Consider the following 19368-nt stretch of genomic DNA (forward strand, 5'->3'; position numbering starts at 1 on the left):
CGGACGGGGGCTTCCGCATGCGGCCGGTGCGGAGCGGCGCCGCCGGACGGGTGATGCCGGGGAAGTCCGTTGTTCCGCGGAAATCACCTCGGCCGCTTGCGGATTACGCGGAGGCGGACGGCGTGACACGTTACCTGGGTGACCGTTATCCGTTCTCCTGCGGAATTCAACAGCGGCGACCTCTATGTCGATCTTCGCGACAGCGTGGGCGTCCCGCTGTTCCTCAAGTGCGAAGGTTTCAACTTCGCCCGGTCGATCAAGCTGAAGGCGGCGACCGAGATGGTCGAGGGCGCCGAGCGGCGGGGCGTGCTGCGGCCGGGGAGGACGATCGTGGAATCCTCCTCCGGCAACCTCGGCGTGGCGCTGAGCATGCTCGCGGCCAGCCGCGGGTACCGGTTCATCTGCGTCACCGACGCGCGGTGCACGCTGTCCAGCCGCCGGATGATGCAGGCGCTGGGGGCCGACGTGCACGTCATCACCAGGCCGCACGCGGAAGGCGGCTTCCTCGCCGCACGCATCGACCACGTGCGGCAGATCCTGGCGGCCGAACCCGACGCGGTCTGGCTGAACCAGTACAGCAACCCGGACAACAGCGGCGCACACTACCGCCGGACCGGACCGGAGATCCTGGCCGCGTTCCCCGGCCTCGAACTCCTCTTCGTGGGTGCCGGGACGACCGGGACGCTCATGGGCTGCGCCCGCTACCTGCGTGACCGGCAGCAGAACGCCGCGGTCGTCGCGATCGACGTCGCGGGCTCGGTGACCTTCGGGGGACCCGCGGGCGTCCGGATGATCCCCGGTCTCGGCACCGGGATCCGGCCCGAGCAGCTCGACGAGTCCCTGGTGGACGACGTCGTGATCGTCGAAGAGCGCGAAACGGTCGCGATGTGCCGCGAGCTTGCTTCGCGCGGGTTCGTCTTCGGCGGATCGACGGGCACGGTCGTCGCCGGGGCCCGCCGCTGGCTGGCCCGCCACCGCCCGGGTGAGGACGTCACCGCCGTGGCGATCGCCCCGGACCTGGGGGACAGCTACCTGGATTCGGTCTACAACGACGACTGGGTCGGCAAGCTGCCCGGCTGATCGAGGCAGACCCGGGCAGCAGGGCGCCCGCGGCCCGGGGTGGGCTGAAAGGCGCCTTCGTCTCAGCTGGCGCAGCGAAAGGGACTTTCGTCGCGTCAGACGCAAGGAAAGTCCCTTTCGGCACGCACCGGTGGGTTCAGCGCGCAGCCGGGTAAGCGCGCTTTTCGTCGCACAGCAACACGGTGACCGCCTTCTCCGGCGTCAGGTACTCGCGTGCCGCGGCCGTCACCTCGTCCGGGGTCACCGCGGCGAGGCGCGCGTCGTGGCCCGCGAGCCAGGCGACCGGCAGGCCGTGCAGGTCCAGCTCGCACAGGGTCGCCGCCAGGCCCGTCAACGTCGCCAGCCGCAGCCGGAGCGTGCCGACCGCGTAGCGGCGGGCTCGGTCCAGTTCCGGCGGGGTCACCGGGCGGTCCGTCATCCTCGTCAGCTCGGCGTGGACCTCCTCGACCGCCGCCGCGGTGTTCGCGGTCACCACGTCGAGGGACACCGTTGCCAGGTGGGCCTGCGCCACGTGCAGCAGGGTACTGCGCGGCGAGTACGAAAACCCCTTCTCCTCGCGGATGTTCTGCACCAGCCGGGACGAGAAGTACCCGCCGAACACCATTGCGGCCAGCGCCAGGGCGGGGTAGTCCGTGGCGTCGTAGCGGGGCGCGGGCATCGCCATCCGCAGCAGCGACTGCGGCAGGCCCGGCTCGTCCACAATGGACCGGCCGGGCACCCACGGGCCGGGCGGCCGCATCGGGACTTCCGGCCCCGGCCGCCACCCGCCCAGCGCGTGCTCGACGAGATCGGACGCCGCCACCGGGTCGAAGTCGCCCGCGAGGACCAGGCCGGCCCCCGACGGCCGGACGCGTTCGGCGTGCAGCGCCCGGACCGCGTCCCGGCTGGTCCGCCGGAAGTCCTCGGGCCGGGGGATCGGCAGGCCGTAGGGGTGGTCGCCGAACATCCGCGTGTTGAGCGCTTCGGCGACGTGATGGACCGGGCTCGCCAGGACGCCGATCGTGCCCTGGACCGCGGTGTCCACCGCGAGCCCGAACTCGTCGGCCGGGTAGGCGGGATCGGTGACGACTTCCCCCAGCAGCGCAAGGAAGTCCGGCAGCTGGTCGGCCAGGACGCTCCCGGCGACCCGCAGCCGATCCGCGTCGACGGCCGCCGAGAGGCCGCCGCCCATCGCCCGCGCCCGGTCCTGGACGCGGGAGGAGTCGGAAAGCGCGCCGGCGAGCAGGACCGCGGCGGCGGGATCGGCGTGCGCGAACGGAACGCTGAGGCAGACCTCGGCCAGCGGGGTGCTCGTCCGCCGCGTGGCCAGCACGCGCAGGCCGTTGCCCAGCGTGCGCTCGTGGACGGCCGGGACCCGCAGCGGGCCGGGAGTGGGGACGTCGAGCAGGTCGAAGGTGGTCATCGTGCCGCTCCCGGGTGGAGTTCGATGGTCGCCCGTCGCTGTGGCCGAGATATCGTCGCCGCGGCGTGGCGGTCGAAGGTGGTCATCGTGCCGCTCCCGGGTGCAGTTCGATGGTCGCCCGCCGCTGTGGTCGCAACATCGCCGCCGCGGCCTGGACGTCGGCGGCGGTCACCGTCCGGCTGAGCGGCCCCAGGTCGTTGAGCACCGAGGCGTCGCCGTGCTGGAGGGCGAACACCGCCAGGTGCCGGGCGCGGCCCGCGAGCCCGTCGAGCGTGCGGACCAGCTGGGCGCTGATCGTGCGGGTTGCCGCGGTCAGCTCGGCCGGTTCCGGCCCGGTCACGGCCAGCCGCTCGATCTCCTCGTCGACCGCCCGCAGGATCGCGTCCGTGCCCGGCCCGCCCGGGACCGGGCTCGCCGTCAGGACCAGGCACGTCGGGTCGCGGATGCCGAACACCTCGCCTGTCAGCCCGAGCCCGCAGTCCACTGAGGACACCCAGCGGTCGCGGCGGACCAGACGGCGCGTCAGCCTGCCCAGCGCACTGTCGGTGAGCAGCAGGCACAGCACGAGATACGCCAGGTAACCACGCAGGTCGGCCGCCGGGTCGGGGACGCGCCAGGCCGACGCGAACGCGGGCAGCGGCGCCAGTGCGTCCACATAGGAATCCCGGCGCTCCGCGGTGAGGTCCGGCTCGGTGATGACCGGCCGGGACGGCACCGGACGCGCCGGGATGTCCGAAAAGTACTTCTCGGCCAGCTCGATCCCGCGCTCGGCGGAGACGTCGCCCGCCAGGCAGAGCAGGGCGTTGCCGGGTGCGTAGTACCGCTCGAAGAACGCGTGCGCCTGCTCGGTCGTCGCGGTCCGCAGCTCGTCGATCGCGCCGTAGCCGTTGTGGGCGTTTTCGAAGCTGTCGAACACCAGCGGCGCCAGCTGCAGCCACGGGAAACCGCCGTAGGGCCGCGACAGGATCGCACCCGTGATCTCCTCGGCCACCACGTCGATCTGGTTGGCCAGGCTCGCCGCCGTGAGCGCGGGCGCCCGCATGCGGTCGGCTTCGAGGAACACCGCGTGCTCCAGGCCGGACGACGGGAGCACCTGGTAGTACTCGGTGTAGTCCAGGTGGGTCGTGCCGTTGAACACCCCGCCGCAGCTCTGCACGTAGTGCGCGTGCGCCCCGCGCGGCAGGTTCGCCGACCCCTGGAACATCAGGTGCTCGAAGAGGTGCGCGAATCCGCTGAACCCACGGGGCTCCGACCGGCTGCCGACGTCGTAGACGACCGTCGCGGCGACGACCTCGGCGTCGTGGTCGGGCGCGACGAGCACCCGCAGCCCGTTCGGCAGGACGTGCGGGGCGAGCTGGTAGCGCCGATCGGCGCGGATGGTCCTGTTCATGACGGTGCCACGCTAGCCGTCCGCGGCCGGTACCGGCGCAAGGTCATCACTTCGGCGGATGTGGCTTCCGTTTTTCACGGAACCGCGTCTCCACCGCATTGACGATGCCGATTCCCGCGTGTGAAAACGGGTTTCGCCGCCGGTGAAGGTCATCGGGCGGGGCGTACGGAACGACAACGGAGCGACGCATGGCACAGGCGGAACTCATCCCGGGTGACGGGATGCTCAGCGTCGACAAGGCGCTGCGCGAGACCGAGCTGCTCATTTCGGCGGGGATCATCGTCAGTTCGCTGGAGTCCCTGGTGCGGCCGAAGGACGTCGAGGACGACGGCCTGATCAGCTGGCGCATCGGGCGGACCCGGTCGAAGCGGATGGCCAAGGGCAAGACCGGCGAGTTCTTCGACAAGATCTTCACCAGCCCGGGCATCCAGGTGCTGACGTCCCTGCGGCTGACCGCCTCGACGCTGGTCGCCCTGCCCGGCACCAACCGCCAGACCAAGGCCGCGGCGATGACGTTCCTCGCCGTCACGAACGTCCTCATGCAACTGCGGAGCAACTACGGCGCCGACGGGTCCGACCACGTCAACCTCGTCGTCTGCGCCGCGGTGGCGGCCAGCAAGTTCTTCCCGAACGACGAGAAGGCCCGCAAGGCCTGCACCGCCTTCATCGCCGGCCAGTCGGTCGTCTCCTACTTCGCGGCCGGACTCGCCAAGGCGGTTTCGCCGTACTGGCGCGACGGGAGCGCGATGCAGGGCATCTTCCGGACCAAGACCTACGGCCAGAAGCACGTCGGCGAGCTGCTGAAGAAGCACCCGTGGCTGGCCCGGCTCGGCGGCTGGGGCGTGTGGGTCGGCGAGATGCTCTTCCCGCTGGTGCTGGTCGCGCCCAAGCCGATCGCCGCCGGCCTGCTCGGCACCGGCGTCTCCTTCCACGCCGGCAACGCCGCCTTCATGGGCCTCAACCGGTTCCTGTGGGCGTTCAGCGCCACCTACCCGAGCGTGGTCCACCACTCGAAGCACTTGTCCAAGCGCATCACCGCGGGACAGTAGGGAATCGGCGTGTCCACTGAGAAGAAGGCGTCCGCCACGCGGACCGTGCTGCGCCTGCTGGCCCCGTACCGGGGACAGCTCGGGCTCGCCGGGATCGTCGGCCTGGCCAGCGCGATCCTGTCGCTGATCCAGCCGATGATCGTCGGCGACGTCGTCGGCGCGCTGACCGGGAAGGCCGTCGCGACCGGATCGCTGGTCCTGCTCGCGTCGCTGTTCCTCGGCGACATGGTGCTGCGGCTGATCGAGATGTACCTGCTCGGCCGCTGCGGCGCGAACATGGTCCTCGACACACGCAGCTCGGTCGTGCGCCGGCTGCTGCGCGCCCCGCTGAAGTCCCACCTTGACCGCCAGCGCGGCGACCTGTTCGTCGGCGCGGTCGCCGACACCGACCTGCTGCGCGGCTCGCTGACCATGGGCCTGATGAACATCGCCGCGAGCATCGTGCTCGTGGTCGGCGGCATCGCGCTGATGACGGTCATCGACCCGCTGCTCACCCTGGTGACGGTCGCGTGCCTCGGCGTCGCGGCCGTGGGCAGCGTCGCCGTCGCCCGCCAGGTGCGCAAGGCCATGACGGCGAACCGCGACGCGGTCGGCCGCTTCGGCGCCGCGCTGCAGCGGGCGCTGGTCGCGATCGGCACGGTGAAGGTGAGCCGGGCCGAGGACCGCGAGGCCGAGCTGGTGCTCGCCCACGCCGTCGACGCCACCAAGGCCGACATGCGCGGGGTGCGGCTGCAGGCCGCGATGACCCCGCTGATCAACCTCGGCATCCACGGCTCGTTCGCCGTCGTCTTCACCTTCGGCGCGGCGCGGATCGCCAGCGGCGCACTCGACACCGCCGGCTTCGCCGCCTACCTGCTCTACCTGTTCTACATGCTGACCCCGCTGATCACGCTGTTCACCAGCTTCGCGCAGATCCAGCTCGGCGTGGCCGCGGCGCAGCGCGTCGAGGGCCTGCTCGACCTGCCGGACGAGCGTCGCGAGCGCGTTGTCACCGAGCCCGCCTTCGCCTCGTCGGTCCTGGAGTACGACTCGGTGTCCTTCGGGTACGCCGAGGACCGGCCGGTCCTCAAGGACGTGTCCTTCGCCGCGCTGGAGCGCGGGCTGACCGCGGTCGTCGGCCCGTCCGGCACCGGCAAGACCACGCTCTTCTCGCTCGCCGCGGGACTGTGGCAGCCGCAGGCAGGCCGGATCCGCCTCGGCGGGGTCGACCTGGCGTCGGTGGACCTGGAGACGCTGCGCGGCCGGATCGGTTACGTGGAACAGGACGCCCCGGTCGTCGACGGCACGATCCGGGAAAACCTGCTCTACGCCAACCCGTCGGCGACCGAGGAGCAGATCCGGCGCGCGGTCGAGCTGGCCCACCTCACCGACTGGGTCGACGGCCTCGAAGAGGGGCTGGAGACGAAGGTCGGCGAGTCCGGCGCGGCGATCTCCGGCGGCCAGCGCCAGCGGATCGCGATCGCCCGGATGCTGCTGCTCGAACCCGACGTCCTGCTGCTGGACGAGGCAACGTCCCAATTGGACGCCGAGGCGGAACTGGCGCTGCGCAAGGCGGTGGCCGAGGTGGCCCGCGACCGCGCGGTCGTCGCCGTCGCGCACCGGCTGTCCACTGTGGTCGAAGCCGACCGGATCGTCGTGCTCGACGGCGGCCGGGTCCGCGCGGTCGGCGACCACCAGTCGCTGCTGGCGGGCGACGACCTCTACCAGCGGCTGGTGGCGACGCAGCTGCTGCCCGAAGCCACCGTCCTCACCGCAGGGAGGAACTCGTGAACCGACTGGCGCTGAAGTGCGGCCTCACCGCGGCCGCCGGCGTGCTGACCGCCGTGCCGTTCGCGGCAGGCGCGGTCTACCAGAGCGTGCTGACCCGCCGCGACGAGCGGGAACTGCCCGGCCTCGGCGAACTCGTCGACGTCGACGGCCGCCGGGTGCACGTCCGCCGCATGGGCGAGCCCGCCGACGGTCCCACCGTCGTCTTCGAAAGCGGCCTGTCCTCGCCGCTGGAGATGTGGAGCTGGGTGCAGGCCGCGGTGGCCGAGGCCGCCCCGACGATCTCCTACGACCGGGCGGGCATCGGGCGCAGCGACGCCGGTCCGCAGCCGCGCACCGCCGCGCGGATCCGCGGCGAGTTCGAACGGCTGCTGGAGGTGCTCGACGTCCGCGGCCCGCTGGTCCTGGTCGGCCACTCCTACGGCGGCATGCTGCTGCGGGCCTTCGCCCAGGAGCACCCGGACCGCGTCGCCGGGGTCGTGCTGGTCGACGCGGCCCACCCCGAGCAGCTCGAACGCTCGGCCCGGCAGCGCCTCGGCCTGCCGCTGATGCGGGCGAGCGTGCGCAGCAGCCGGTTCTGGTCCCGCTTCGGCCGCAACCGGCTGCGCGGGGTCGGCGACGACTCCCAGCTGACCGGACTGGCCGAGCTGGAGCTGAAGACGACCGTCGCGCGCATGATGACCACCCGCAACTGGGCCGCGTCGGAAGCGGAGATCGAGGCGTGGCTCGCCCACGTCGTCGACGAGATCCGCACGACCACCCTGCCCGCCGGCGTCCCGCTCTTCGTCGTGACGGCGGAGGAAACCGAGAAGGCCGACCCGGTGCACGGCGAGCTGCAGCGCGAGCTGGCGGCACTGTCGCCGGTGTCGGTGCAGCAGACCGTCCCCGGGGCCAGCCACCTCGGAATGCTGTGCTCGGCCGGGCCCGCCAAGAGCGTCGCCGCGGCCGTGCTTGAAGTCGTCGACGCGGCCCGCACGGGCCGGGCCGTCAAACCCGTCGAATTCGAACCACCGGGAGACCAGCCGTGAGCACCTCACCCCGCACCCTCGCCGCACTCGGCGCCCGCTACGCCCTCTACGGCGTCCTCGGCAGCTGGCTCGTCGCCACCACGCTCAGCCAGGACCCCAGCCGGAAGTTCGACAAGATCCGCAAGCTGGACCCGACCGGCTCGCTCATCCCGGACTGGCGGTTCTTCGCGCCCCGGCCCGGCATGCACGACTACCACCTGCTCATCCGCGACGAGCTGCCCGAGGGCGAGGTCACGCCGTGGAAGGAGTACTGCCAGGTCGAGGAACGCAAGTGGCAGCACTTCTTCTGGTACCCGGGCCGCCGGGCGGAGAAGGTTGTCACCGACGCGGTGTCGGGCCTGATCCAGATGCAGCCGGACCTGAAGGACCGCAAGGAGGACGTCCAGGTCTCCGTGCCGTACCTGACGCTGCTCAACTACGCGACCCACCAGGTGCCCCACCACCCGGAGGCCAAGCGGGTGCAGTTCCTGATCGCGACGTCGGCGGGGTACGACGAGTCGGAGGAGCCGATGATGCTCTTCCTGTCGAACCCGCACCCGCTGGCCTGACCATGGCCGCCGGCGATGGCGTCACGGTGCTCGTGACGGGTTCGTTCAGCGTTTCGGCGGACAACATCCGCTGGCTGCGGGCCAACGCACCGGAGATCACCTCGGTGGAGCTGGTACTGGACACGGGCCAGCTCTGCACCCGGGCGAGCGCCGCCGGCCGGGCCGTGGGGATCGTCGACGCGTCGACGCCCGAGCTGCCCGCCCTCGCCGAGCGGTTCGGCTCGGTCGCCGCGGGCGGCATCCTCGCGGTCACGGCCAACCCGGCCGAGGAGCACGTCGTCGGGCTCTTCGCGCGGGGCGTCATGGGGGTCACCCTCACCTCCAGCCCCGCCGAAGAGCTCGTCACGGCGATCCGCGGAGTGGCGTCGGGCCACTGGTTCGCCCCGCCCCGCTACCTGGCCGCGGTGGCCGAGACGGTGGTCCGCAACCCCCGCGGGCCCCGGGCCCAGAAGCTGCGCGAGCTGCTGACCGACCGCGAGCTGGACGTCCTGCTCCTGCTCGCGGCGGGCAGCGCCAACCAGGAGATCGCCGACAAGCTCGGCATCTCGGTGACGACGGTCCGCAGCCACGTGCTGAGCATCCTGCGCAAGCTGAACGTCCCCAACCGCACGGTGGCGGCGATCTGCGCCTACCGGTCCGGGCTGGTGGGGGTCTGATCGTCTCCACACATCGGTGGATGCCCGTGGGTCGTAGTGTGCCGTACTTTCCTTCCACTGCAAAGAAACCAGGAGGCTCTCGTGAACAGTGTCGAAACCGCGGCGAACGCCCTGACCGCGGATGGCCTCCCCGTCCCCGCGGGCGGATTCACGGAACGGGAGCTGCCGGTCTCGTGCACCCCGGCCGCCATCGACCTGGCCGGAGTCGGCCTCGCGGCGGCCGGTCTGGGGTACATGGCCATGAAGGGCTTCTACCACCAGCACCGGGGCGGCCACTTCACCGACGGTCCCGACGGTGTGCGGTTCCCGGAGGGTCGTGCGGCTTCGGCTGACGAGCTGATCCGGTACCGCGCGGGCTGACCGGGAGTCGCCGGAGCGCCCCAAGGCGGCCTTCGATGCGTTGAACGCACCGAAGGCCACCTTGGGGCGCTTTGCACTGCGGGCGTGGTAACTCCCCGACGGCGCAGGACACCTGCCCGTGCCGAGCACGATCCGGCTCACGGCTGGGGCCGGAGCCCAAGCACCCCAAGGTGGCCTTCCGCGCACTGAACGCCAGACGCGACGCGAGCTGGAAGCCGGGCCCGCGCGCCACTCTGGGGGGCGCACTGGCGCGCGGGCCCGGCAAGGGGGCCGGCCACCCGGGAAGTGGGCACCGGGCCCCGGCCATGCAAGAAGCGTAGGCCGCCGCCGGGCTGGGGGACACCGGCGTTCGTCGGAAACCCTTCAGGCCGAACGCGGAAGCCGCCGAAGGTACCGCAGGGCGCGGGCCGCCGCGTTGGCTCCGCACATTCCGTGTGCGCCCGCTCCGGGCGGCGTGGCCGCCGAACACAGGTACATTCCCGGCACCCCGGTGTCGTACGGGGTCAGCGTCGTGCGGGGGCCGAACACCAGCTGGCGGACCGTCGTCGCGCCCGTGATCACGTCGCCGCCCACGTAGTTGGGGTTGTACACCGCCATCTGCGTTGCCGAGCGGACCGCCGTGCCCACGATCCGGTCGCGGAAGCCCGGGGCGAACCGCTCGATCTGGGCGATGATCGCCTCCGTCGCGTCGCCGGGGTAGGCGTGCGGTACGTGTGCGTATGTCCACACGGGATGGACGTTGCCCGCCGAGCGGCCCGGGTCGGCCAGGTACTGCTGTCCCACCAGGACGAACGGGCGGTCCGGCAGGCGGCCCGCGTGGATTTCGCGTTCGGTGGCCGCCAGTTCCGCGTACGTCCCTCCCAAATGGACGGTCCCGGCCCTGCCGACGTCCGGGTTGGCCCACGGGACACCGCCGTCCACGGCGAAGTCCACTTTGAACGCTCCGGGGCCGTGGCGGTACCGGCGGTAGGCCCGGGCGATCCGGGACGGCAGGCGGTCGCCGAGGATGTCCGCGACCGCGCCGGGAGCCAGGTCGAACAGCGTGACGTCCGCCGGGGGCAGCTGCGCCGCCGTCGTGATCCGGACGCTCGTCTCGATGCGGCCGCCGAGGTCGGTCAGCAGCTTCGCCAGCGCCGTCGTGATCGAGCCCGACCCGCCGACCGCGACCGGCCAGCCGTGGCGGTGCCCGGCCGTGATGATGCCGAGGCCGATCGCCGACGTCATCGGGTGGTGCAGCGGGCGGAAGGCGTGCGCGGCGATCCCGCCGAACAGCGCCCGCGCCCGGTCGGTGGCGAACAGCCGCGCGAAGACCGAGCCCGGCAGGGCCGCGGGCAGCCCGAACCGGGCCAGCGTCAGCGGGTGCTTCGGCAGCCGCAGCAGCGGGCCCATGATGTCCTCGGCCAGCACGTCGAACCGGGCCGCGGGGCGGGCGAACGCGCGCCGCCAGCGGGCGCCGTCGGGGCCCAGCGCGGCCTCGGTGTCCTCGATCGACCGGTGCAGCAGTGCCGCGTCGCCGCCGTCGAGCGGGTGCGCGCAGTCGATCTCCGGCCACGCCCAGGACAGCCCGTACCGGTCGAGGCCCAGCCCGGCGAGGAACGCCGAGCCGACGGCCATCGGGTGGAACGCCGAGCAGTCGTCGTGCAGCAGGCCCGGCAGGATCGCCTCGGACGACCGGGCGCCGCCGCCGATCCGCCCGGCCGCTTCGAGCACGGTGACGTCGACGCCCTCGCGGGCCAGTGCGACGGCGGCGGCGAGCCCGTTCGGGCCGCCGCCGACCACGATGGCGGTGCTCATGTCTGCTCCCGGTCGCCGCGGATCACGGACCTCCAGTTTCGGCGAACCGGGGGCGCCGGGAGGCGGAAAGCCGCCGGATCCGGAAGCGGGTTCCGCGAACTGCGGACACGCGCGGGCGAGTCGTGAGGGATTTCCCTGACCGGGCCCACCGGCACCGCGTGAAGTGGTGTCATGAACGGATCACACCGGCCGGGGAAGGAGTGGCGCGCATGGGTACCGCAGCGCAGGTGGTCGTGGTGACCGTGGCGGTCCTGGTGGTACTGGCCCGCCTGGCGGCCGCGCTGTGCCAGGCCCGCACCGACGGCCGGATCGCGGCCCGCCGCGCCCGCGAGGACACCGCCGGTTCCCCGGGAGCACTCGCGCGCCGCTGACCCCGTTTCGTGAAGGCCACCTTGAGGAACTTGCTGGCGAGAGTGGACAGTCAAGGGACGGTCCTTCACGAACTTCGGCCGGGTTCAAGCCAGCAGGTCGATGAGCTGAGCCGAGGTCAGGCCGGTGCCGGGGCTGGTCGCCGTGAGGGCGGGACGGCCGGGGTGGAAGCCGATGTCGCGAGTGGCGGTGGCGTGCCGGCCGCCTGCCGTGGCGGCCCGCTGTGCTGCCCGCGCGATCCACGCGAAGCCCAGCGCGGCACCTTCCGCCACGTCGACCGTGCAGGCGACCACGGGGCTCGCGTCGACCAGCGTCAGCCGCTCGAGTTCGGCGTTCGCGGCGAAAGCCTCCACTTTGTTCATGTTCGTCTCCGATTTGCGTTGGTTCCCGATCCGTGGCCGATGGGCCACGGCACAAGGGAAACATCCGGCGGGAACCCGCGCATCAACCGGATGAACGAGCAGTTCGGCTCAGCGGATTCCCTGCAACTGCGGAGCACGGACACCCATCGCCGCGCGCAGGCGGCGCCGGTAGCGGCGGACGAACACGAACTCGTCCACCGGCATTGCCGCGAAGAAGCCGAACGCGGCGACCGGGGCCAGCACCGCCGCGCCGGTGCCGAGCAGGCCGGAGAACGCGAACCACAGGAAGATGTTGGGCGTGCACTGCGTGATGAACAGGTCGCGGGCCTCACCCGCCGGCAGGGCGCGTTTCCTCAGGTACACCACCGCGATCGTGCGCAGCGCGAGCAGCGTCGCCCCGACGATCACCGCCGCCGTCAGCAGGTCGCCCGCGCGCAGGCCCGTCGCGGGCGTCAGCGCGAACGTCGCGACGGCGGCCAGCGGCACGAGCGCCGCGCCGCCGACCCAGTTCCAGTTCGTGCTCAGCTGCCCGGCCCGGATCGGGCTGTGGCGGCGCAGCACCTGCGCGGCGACCGCGGGCAGCACCATCGCACCGGCCAGCACCGCGAAGTAGCCCGTCACCGCGGCGCCGAGGCCGGGCAGCCGGTGCGGGAACCACACGGCCGCCAGCACCACCACCGGCAGGACCAGCGTCGCCGTCACCGTCTGCCGGACCGAGGTGAAGTAGTCGCCGCCCCACAGCAGCGACAGCGCCGGGGTCAGCAACGCCGGTGGCAGCAGCAGGAACACGCCGAGCGCCGACGCCGGTGTCCCCGCGAACGCCCACGCCAGTGCCAGCCCGGCGCCCGCGCGCAGGCACGTCAGCGGCAACGCGGTCCGGATGCTCGCCCCGAACCCCCGGAACACGCCGGAGTGGAGCCGGAGCATGCCGAAGAACGTGCTCACGCCCAGCAGCGCGACGAGCGCGGTGGTGAACACCGCGGGCGGGACCGGGACCCGCAGCGCCAGCTGCGCGCCCGCTCCGGCCGCCGCGCCGCCCGCGACCAGGACCGGCAGCCGGATCTCGACGATCTCGCCGAAGTCGTGCACCGCCGACGTCTTCGCCGCGTGGCCCGCGATCCGCCGCAGGTCCTTTTCGGACACCGGGCGCGCGTTGGGCACCTTCAGGTCGTGGTAGTCCTCTTCGGCAAGGCCGGCCACCACGACCGCGAACATCTCGACGACGTACTTGTGCGCCACCACCAGGACGTTCCGCCCGGCCCGCGACCGGGGCAGCAGGACCTGCTCGTAGTACTGCCGGACGCGGTCGTGCAGCGCGTGCCAGGATTCGCCGCCGGGCGGGCAGCCGGTGCTGCTGTGGAAGTACTCGGTGTAGGCGCGGAAGCCGACACTCTTCTTGACGAGGCTTTTGTTCTGCGCGGTGAACACGCCGAAGTCGCGTTCGACGAGCGCGTCCGATTCGACGAAGGGCAGGTCCCCGCCGAGTGCGTCCGCGATGATCCGCGCGGTGTGTTTCGCCCGGTCCAGCGGGGAAACGTGCACTTCGTCGAACCGCAGGCCCAGCGCGGCGACGCGGTCGCCCGCCTGCCGCGCCTGCCGGACGCCCAGCTCGGTGAGCGGGGTGTTCTGCCTGCCTGCGAACAGGTTCTGCTCGTTGGCGAGTGACTCGCCGTGCCGGACGAAATAGATCGCCATCCGTGCCTGCTTCCGGAAGATGAACGGAAAGGGGGCCCGGTCCGCGATGACCGGCCTGGTCATCCTCAGGCGCGGCGCGGCCGGAATCCATCCGCATCGTCCGAAAGCGGAATCGAATTCAGGAAGCGGTTTCCTCCAGCGGCAGCGGTGGCGGCGGCGAGGTCGCCGCCGCGTGCGCGGTGAGCGCGGTGCTGAGCACGTGCAGCTGCCGCACCGACGTCGGGTCGTAGCCGGTCAGCTGCTCGATCCGCTGCAGCCGGTAGTCCAGGGTGCTGCGGTGGATGATCAGCTCGGCCGCGGCCTTGGAACGGTTGCCGTCGGCGGCCAGCAGCGCGCGCAGCGTCTCCAGCAGGACCGCGTTGCGCGTGATGGGCTCGATCTTGGTGACGAGCAGGTCGGCCACCGACGGCTGGGTCAGCACCGCGTACTCCACCAGCACGTCCCCGAGCAGGTAGCACCCCGGTGGCCGCCGCGCCGCCAGCGCCGACGCGACGATGTCCGCGGCTTCGGCCCGTCCTGCGGGCACCCGGCCCGCCTTCTGCCACGAGACCCCGGCCCAGGTCGGTTCCGGCAGGGACGCCTGGATGCGCGTGCACCGGTTCAGCCCGGTTTCCTCGTCGCCGGCGGGGACGAGGACGTAGCCGCCGTGCTCGCACAGGACGCTCAGCACACCGTTGTCCGGATCGTCCAGGACGGCCGGATCGAGCGGGGTCGCCGACACCGTGCGGAACGCCATCACGGCGTAGGCCTGGGCGAAGCGGCCCTGGTCGGTCGGCGCCTCGCCCTTGAGCAGCAGCATCGCGTCGTCGTGGGCCGCCGACCGCGAAGGGTCCGCGGTGAGCGCGGTTTCCTGGTAGCCGCGCAGCAGTTCGCGCAGGAAGCGGTTGCACGTCTCGGTCAGCGCGCGGAGCTGGCCCGTGGTCGTGCCGGGCGTGGCCGCGCGGACGGCCACCGTCTCTTCCCCGGCCCGGCCCAGCAGTTCGAGGACCTGGTCCAGCGGCCAGCCGTCGGTGGCGCAGCTGTGGCCCATGGTGCGGGCCGCGGCGATCTCCCGCGCGTCCCAGCCGCCTTCGCCGTCGTCGCACAGCAGTGCGATGGCCATGGTCACCAGGTCGTGCGCCTTCTTGCGCTGGGCAGGCGGCACCCGCTCGACGTCGCCGAGCAGCCGGGTCCGGATTTCGGTGTGGAGGCCGTTCACCTGATTGCACTTTGCGCGGACATCGAACGTGGAGCCCCTTCCGGGTCACGGTGTGCTCATTCGTGGTGGGCGATCACCGCCGTCGATGCAGTGTAAGCGTTGCACCGCGGCAATCGGGCCGTCGTCCGCGGAATTCGGGGACCGGACCGGCGGACCGCGGACGGCTTCCGAAAAACGCGGAAAGCCGCCGCCGGTTTTCGGCCGGATGCCGGATTCTCAGTTCAGCGAGGCCGCCGGTCCGGTGCTGCCCCGGCGGATCAGCTCGGTGGGGAGCACGACGTCGGCGGGCGGGGCCTCGCGCTGCAGCTGGTCGAGCAGGAGCCTGGCCGCCTGTTCCCCCTGGGCGAAGACCGGCTGCGCGATCGTCGAAAGATCGAGGGCGGCCGCCAGCTCGTGGTCGTCGAAGCCGATGACCGACATCCCGGCGGGGACGTCGATGCGGGCCCGGTGCAGTGCCCGGAGTGCCCCGAACGCCATCTCGTCGGACATCGCGAACACCGCGCTCGGCGGGTTCTTCTGCGCGAGCAGGCGCTGCATCGCGGCCTCGCCGTCGGACGCGGTGAAGCACCCGGCGGCCTCGAGGGCGCGGTCCGGCTCGATCCCGGCCTCGGCCAGTGCCCGCAGGTAGCCGTGGCGGCGCAGCCCCGGCGTGGTGAACCCGTGCGGCGGCGGGTCGGTTTCGCCGATCAGGCCGATCCGGCGGTGCCCCAGCTCGGTCAGGTGCCGCACCGCCGCGGTCGCCGCGGCCGGGTCGTCGATGCGGACGGAGGAGATGCCTTCGGCGGTGCTGCCGACGATGACCACGGGCACCCGCAGGGCACGCAGCGCGTCGGCTTCCCACGGCGTCAGCGGCAGGCACAGGACGAGGACCGCGTCGACCCGCCGCCGCACCGGCATCCGCCCGAAGAACCGGGCCCGGCTCGGCGCGTCAGGCACGCCGTACACGACGAGGTCCAGCCCGGCTTCACGCAGCACGGTCTCCGCGCCGGCGATCACGGTGCCGAAGAACCACCGCGAGACGAACGGGACGACGATCCCGACGGAGTTGGTGCGGCCCGAGGCGAGGCTGGAAGCGTTGAACGGGATGACGTAGTCGAGTTCGGCGGCCGCGCGTTCGACCCGGGCTCTGGTCTCCGCGGTGACCGAGGGCAGCCCGCGCAGGGCCCGGGAAGCAGTGGCCGTGGATACCTGCGCCTGCCTGGCGACGTCACGGATCGAGGGCATGCGTACCTCCTCCGAGCGCACGGTACCCGGTGGCGGGACGTGACACGCCGGAAGACGCGAATTCCGCGGAATGCGGACCGGATCCAGTGAGGTAAAGACTGCTTTACCCGTGTTTGATGAGCCGATTAATTCCTGGAACGCAGAAAACCGGGCCGGTTCGTCACCGGCCCGGTTTTCGCGTGTGCGGGGTTCAGGAGACGCGCTGGGCGCGGGTCTCGAGCAGCTCCTCCAGGGAGAAGTCCGCGGCGCCGAAGTCGACCGGCGTGTCGTTCTCGTGCAGCACGCCGTCGCTGCCGCCGGTCAGGTTGACCCAGGCGTCGACGGCCTTGTGCGCGAACGCGTGGAACCAGGCCTTGTCGGTGTGCGGAAGTCCCAGCTCGAGCGGGGCGATCTCCTCGAGCGACGGAACGCGGGCTTCGATGGTGGCTGACGTGCTCACGGTACCTCCATAAGGGATGAGTGGCTGAAGCTGTGCGGCGAAGGTTAGTGAGCGGTCCCATTGCCCCACATCCACCGAATGACGGAGAATATCCCCGGCTTGCGGATCGGGCTCGGCGGGACTGCGCGTTTCGCTGAGCCACCGCCGCGATTTTCTGGCCCGGACGGTAATGCGAAACCGGGTGACACAAGGCACATGTCCTACGTGGTGAACAGTTCTTGAACTCGCTTGGCCGCGCTGTCTGCGCCGTGTCATCGTGACGAAGGCGGCCGGTGGACGAATGAAATGTCCGCCGCCCGCCACGAATGGAATACGACTCCTCGAACACGATTGTTTTCCAAGAAGGGGAAACCATGTCCGTGGCCACACCGTCCCGGGTCGTCACCATGGCCAACGGCACCGATTTCGGCGCCACCTCGAGCTACCTCACTTCCGCGGTCGCGCCGACGCTGTGCGAAACCGCCGTTCTCGTCGCCGCGGTCGGCGCCGGCGCCGCGGTCGCGGCCTGCGCGGGCTACGTCGCGAACGCCTGGGCCAACAACTTCGGGCACCACCGCGGGCGCTACCAGGACCGCGAAGACCTCGAGGCGCTGCGCGGCACGGCCGTCGCGGGCGCGTCGCTGACCGAGCTGGTCGAAGCGCGCACCGAAGGCCTCGGCTGACCCGCTCGTCGATTCCGCTGTTTTACGGAGAGGACAGAAAATGAATTCGGCAGAATCCCGCGTTGCCCTCGCTGCCGGTCAGGAGAACCTCGGCACCGTCGGCGGTTTTCTGGACGTGCGGGCGACCGCGCCGGTTTCCTGCTACGCCGCCGCGGCGGCGACGGTGGCGGCGGGTGTCGTCGCGGCTTTCGCCACCGGTGCGGCGCTCGCCGCGGCCGCTCATCATTTCGGTGGTCACCACCATTTCGATTCCGCGGACGTCCACGGTGGATCGCCGGTCGACGGCGGTTCGGTGGAAAGCCTGATCGGTACCCGGATCGGCGCGCTTTCGGCCGCCTGACGCACATCGGATACCGCTGACCGCACACCTGTGTGCCGTCAGCGGTATCCGCATTTCCCGAAGGTTTGCCTCCGGAGCCGGCACTGCCGCCGGATGCCGGAAGAACTTCCGGGGTTCGCGCAGTGAACGGCTCCCGGTCCCGCCCCTAGCGTGATGACGCTCTCTTACCACCTACGAGAACAGGGGAAACCCGATGGCGCCACCGAGGGAAGACGGGCCGGGGCTGTCCCGGACACTGGGGTCCCGGCACCTGTCCATGATCGCCGTCGGCGGGGTGATCGGCGCCGGCTTGTTCGTCGGCTCCGGACAGGCGATCGCCGACGCCGGGCCCGCGGTGCTGGTCACCTACGCGCTCGCCGGCGTGCTGGTCATCCTGGTCATGCGGATGCTGGGGGAGATGGCCACCGCCGACCCGCGGACGGGCTCCTTCTCCGCCTACGCCGAGGAGGGCATCGGCCGGTGGGCCGGCTTCTCGGTGGGCTGGCTGTACTGGTGGTTCTGGGTGACCACGATCGGCGTCGAGGCCACCGCCGGTGCGGCCATCGTGCACCGCTGGATGCCGTTCCTGCCCCAGTGGGCGTGGGTGCTCGTGCTGATGGCGGTGCTCACGCTGACCAACCTGTTCTCGGTGAAGTCCTACGGTGAGTTCGAGTTCTGGTTCGCCTCCATCAAGGTCGCCGCGATCGTCGTCTTCGTCCTGCTCGGCCTCGCGGCCGTGCTGGGCGTGCTGCCCGGCGTCGAGGCGCCGGGCCTGCGCAACCTCACCGGGCACGGCGGCTTCGCCCCGAACGGCTACGGGCCGGTGTTCTCCGCGATCTTCGTGGTCGTGTTCTCGTTCTTCGGAGCCGAGATCGCGACGATCGCCGCGTCGGAATCGCCGGACCCGGTGGGTGCCGCGCGCAAGGCGGTGCGCTCGATCATGTGGCGCATCCTGGTGTTCTATCTGGGTTCGATCGCGGTCGTGGTGACGCTGCTGCCGTATGACGACGCCAGTGTCGGCAAGAGCCCGTACGTCGCCGTGCTCGACCTGATCGGCCTGCCGGCCGCGGGCACCGTGATGGACGTGATCGTGCTGACCGCCGTCCTGTCCTGCCTGAACTCGGGCCTGTACACCGCGTCCCGCATGGCGTTCTCGCTGTCCGGCCGCGGCGACGCACCCCGCGCGTGGCAGCGCATCTCCGCCGGCGGCGTCCCGCGGGCGGCGGTGCTGGCCTCGACGGTCGTCGGCTTCGCGACGGTGGTGCTGAACTACTTCGTGCCGGAGCAGGTGTTCAGCTTCCTGCTCAACACCTCCGGCGCGCTGGCGGTGTTCATCTGGCTCGCCATCTCGGTCACGCAGCTGCGGATGCGCCGCCGCCTGGCCGCCGCGCACCCCGGCGGCCTGCCACTGCGGATGTGGGGCTTCCCGTACCTGACCTGGGTGGCGATCCTGGCAATGGCGGCGTTGCTGATCGCGATGTTCTTCGACCCCGCCGGACGGCCGCAGCTGCTGGCCAGCCTCGCGCTCACCGTGGTCGTGGTGGTCGTCGGCATCACCCGGCAAGTGCGGGCGAAGCAGGCGAAATCGGAAGAAACCGACCCGGCACCCATTCCGTGAATGGCGGAGAACGTTTCGCGAATCGTCAATCGCGATTTCATTGTTTCGGTGGATGTCGGCACCGAGGTGTCGATCTAGTGTGTAGATCGTGAACGATTTCGCCACTGCTGAAACAGCTGTCGCCCGTTTCATGACGAACACGCCGCTGCAGGCCGGCCCGCTCGAGGTCGTCACCTCGGAGGACCCCACCACCTGCTGCATCAACCTCCTGCGCGCGCTCGCCGCCGCCGAGGACGCGACCCAGACGGCGCGGGCGGCGAACCTGGCGGACCAGGCGTACCGCCGGGCCTTCGGCACCGGCTACCACCCCGGGGTGCCGGCCGTCGAGGTCGCCTCGCCGGGTGACATGTCCGCCCGGCAGCTGATCGACGCGATGACCAACCGCTGACCACCGGGGCTTTCCCGGCT

Annotated in this window: 20 protein-coding genes; 12 read left to right on the plus strand and 8 right to left on the minus strand. The window is 71.5% G+C overall.

Annotated features, from left to right (window positions below; all coding sequences use genetic code 11):
- The first annotated feature begins 138 nt into the window (after positions 1 to 138).
- Positions 139 to 1080: a 2,3-diaminopropionate biosynthesis protein SbnA gene (sbnA, locus tag ABJI51_RS03225; protein WP_348947398.1), complete on the plus strand. Its 942-nt coding sequence runs from the start codon at positions 139 to 141 to the stop codon at positions 1078 to 1080.
- A gap of 136 nt (positions 1081 to 1216) precedes the next feature.
- Here sbnA and ABJI51_RS03230 read toward each other — a convergent pair whose 3' ends face one another.
- Together ABJI51_RS03230 and ABJI51_RS03235 are read right to left on the minus strand one after the other, a co-directional pair.
- Positions 1217 to 2482: a M16 family metallopeptidase gene (locus tag ABJI51_RS03230; RefSeq protein WP_348947399.1), complete on the minus strand. Its 1266-nt coding sequence runs from the start codon at positions 2480 to 2482 to the stop codon at positions 1217 to 1219.
- 82 nt (positions 2483 to 2564) lie between these two features.
- Positions 2565 to 3872 carry a M16 family metallopeptidase gene (locus ABJI51_RS03235; protein ID WP_348947400.1) on the minus strand — a complete coding sequence of 436 codons (1308 nt, stop codon included), beginning with the start codon at positions 3870 to 3872 and terminating at the stop codon, positions 2565 to 2567.
- A 188-nt stretch (positions 3873 to 4060) separates the two neighbouring features.
- Here ABJI51_RS03235 and ABJI51_RS03240 point away from each other — a divergent pair, with 188 nt between their 5' ends.
- From ABJI51_RS03240 to ABJI51_RS03265, 6 genes are all read left to right on the plus strand, one after another.
- Positions 4061 to 4921 (plus strand): HTTM domain-containing protein, encoded by an 861-nt coding sequence (locus tag ABJI51_RS03240; RefSeq protein ID WP_348947401.1) that lies wholly within the window; start codon positions 4061 to 4063, stop codon positions 4919 to 4921.
- A gap of 9 nt (positions 4922 to 4930) precedes the next feature.
- Complete coding sequence (locus ABJI51_RS03245) at positions 4931 to 6691, plus strand: ABC transporter ATP-binding protein (RefSeq protein WP_348947402.1); 1761 nt, start codon at positions 4931 to 4933, stop codon at positions 6689 to 6691.
- A complete protein-coding gene (locus ABJI51_RS03250) occupies positions 6688 to 7716 on the plus strand; it encodes an alpha/beta fold hydrolase (protein ID WP_348947403.1) in 1029 nt (342 codons plus the stop codon). Before ABJI51_RS03245 ends, ABJI51_RS03250 begins: the two co-directional genes overlap by 4 nt.
- Positions 7713 to 8264: a hypothetical protein gene (locus ABJI51_RS03255; protein ID WP_348947404.1), complete on the plus strand. Its 552-nt coding sequence runs from the start codon at positions 7713 to 7715 to the stop codon at positions 8262 to 8264. Before ABJI51_RS03250 ends, ABJI51_RS03255 begins: the two co-directional genes overlap by 4 nt.
- 2 nt (positions 8265 to 8266) lie before the next feature.
- Positions 8267 to 8920: a response regulator transcription factor gene (locus ABJI51_RS03260; protein WP_348947405.1), complete on the plus strand. Its 654-nt coding sequence runs from the start codon at positions 8267 to 8269 to the stop codon at positions 8918 to 8920.
- 81 nt (positions 8921 to 9001) lie between these two features.
- Positions 9002 to 9280: a hypothetical protein gene (locus tag ABJI51_RS03265; RefSeq protein WP_348947406.1), complete on the plus strand. Its 279-nt coding sequence runs from the start codon at positions 9002 to 9004 to the stop codon at positions 9278 to 9280.
- 363 nt (positions 9281 to 9643) lie between these two features.
- Here ABJI51_RS03265 and ABJI51_RS03270 read toward each other — a convergent pair whose 3' ends face one another.
- Complete coding sequence (locus ABJI51_RS03270) at positions 9644 to 11074, minus strand: phytoene desaturase family protein (protein ID WP_348947407.1); 1431 nt, start codon at positions 11072 to 11074, stop codon at positions 9644 to 9646.
- 209 nt (positions 11075 to 11283) lie between these two features.
- Here ABJI51_RS03270 and ABJI51_RS03275 point away from each other — a divergent pair, with 209 nt between their 5' ends.
- The gene (locus tag ABJI51_RS03275) at positions 11284 to 11445 is read left to right on the plus strand and encodes a hypothetical protein (RefSeq protein WP_348947408.1); all 162 of its coding nucleotides are present in this window, start codon (positions 11284 to 11286) and stop codon (positions 11443 to 11445) included.
- Positions 11446 to 11529: 84 nt separating this feature from the next.
- On the opposite strand, the gene ABJI51_RS03280 is transcribed toward ABJI51_RS03275, so the two are convergent.
- The 5 genes from ABJI51_RS03280 to ABJI51_RS03300 form a co-directional block, all read right to left on the minus strand.
- Positions 11530 to 11805: a hypothetical protein gene (locus ABJI51_RS03280; protein ID WP_348947409.1), complete on the minus strand. Its 276-nt coding sequence runs from the start codon at positions 11803 to 11805 to the stop codon at positions 11530 to 11532.
- Positions 11806 to 11913: 108 nt separating this feature from the next.
- Positions 11914 to 13500: a histidine phosphatase family protein gene (locus ABJI51_RS03285; protein ID WP_348947410.1), complete on the minus strand. Its 1587-nt coding sequence runs from the start codon at positions 13498 to 13500 to the stop codon at positions 11914 to 11916.
- Between the two features lie 118 nt (positions 13501 to 13618).
- Entirely contained in the window at positions 13619 to 14698 is a 1080-nt protein-coding gene (locus tag ABJI51_RS03290; protein WP_348947411.1) for a PucR family transcriptional regulator, read from the minus strand.
- Between the two features lie 216 nt (positions 14699 to 14914).
- Positions 14915 to 15922, minus strand: coding sequence for a LacI family DNA-binding transcriptional regulator (locus ABJI51_RS03295; protein WP_348947412.1), 1008 nt, complete (start codon positions 15920 to 15922; stop codon positions 14915 to 14917).
- 190 nt (positions 15923 to 16112) lie between these two features.
- Positions 16113 to 16361, minus strand: a complete 249-nt coding sequence (locus ABJI51_RS03300; RefSeq protein ID WP_348947413.1) for a hypothetical protein — start codon at positions 16359 to 16361, stop codon at positions 16113 to 16115.
- 353 nt (positions 16362 to 16714) lie between these two features.
- Here ABJI51_RS03300 and ABJI51_RS03305 point away from each other — a divergent pair, with 353 nt between their 5' ends.
- From ABJI51_RS03305 to ABJI51_RS03320, 4 genes are all read left to right on the plus strand, one after another.
- On the plus strand, positions 16715 to 17023 hold the full coding sequence (locus ABJI51_RS03305; protein WP_348947414.1) for a hypothetical protein: 309 nt from the start codon (positions 16715 to 16717) through the stop codon (positions 17021 to 17023).
- A 40-nt stretch (positions 17024 to 17063) separates the two neighbouring features.
- Positions 17064 to 17363: a hypothetical protein gene (locus ABJI51_RS03310; protein ID WP_348947415.1), complete on the plus strand. Its 300-nt coding sequence runs from the start codon at positions 17064 to 17066 to the stop codon at positions 17361 to 17363.
- Between the two features lie 193 nt (positions 17364 to 17556).
- A complete protein-coding gene (locus ABJI51_RS03315) occupies positions 17557 to 18960 on the plus strand; it encodes an amino acid permease (RefSeq protein WP_348947416.1) in 1404 nt (467 codons plus the stop codon).
- A gap of 130 nt (positions 18961 to 19090) precedes the next feature.
- Entirely contained in the window at positions 19091 to 19348 is a 258-nt protein-coding gene (locus ABJI51_RS03320) for a hypothetical protein (RefSeq protein WP_348947417.1), read from the plus strand.
- The last annotated feature ends 20 nt before the right edge of the window (positions 19349 to 19368 follow it).

This window comes from Amycolatopsis melonis (assembly GCF_040064235.1).
Taxonomy (GTDB): Bacteria; Actinomycetota; Actinomycetes; order Mycobacteriales; family Pseudonocardiaceae; genus Amycolatopsis; species Amycolatopsis melonis.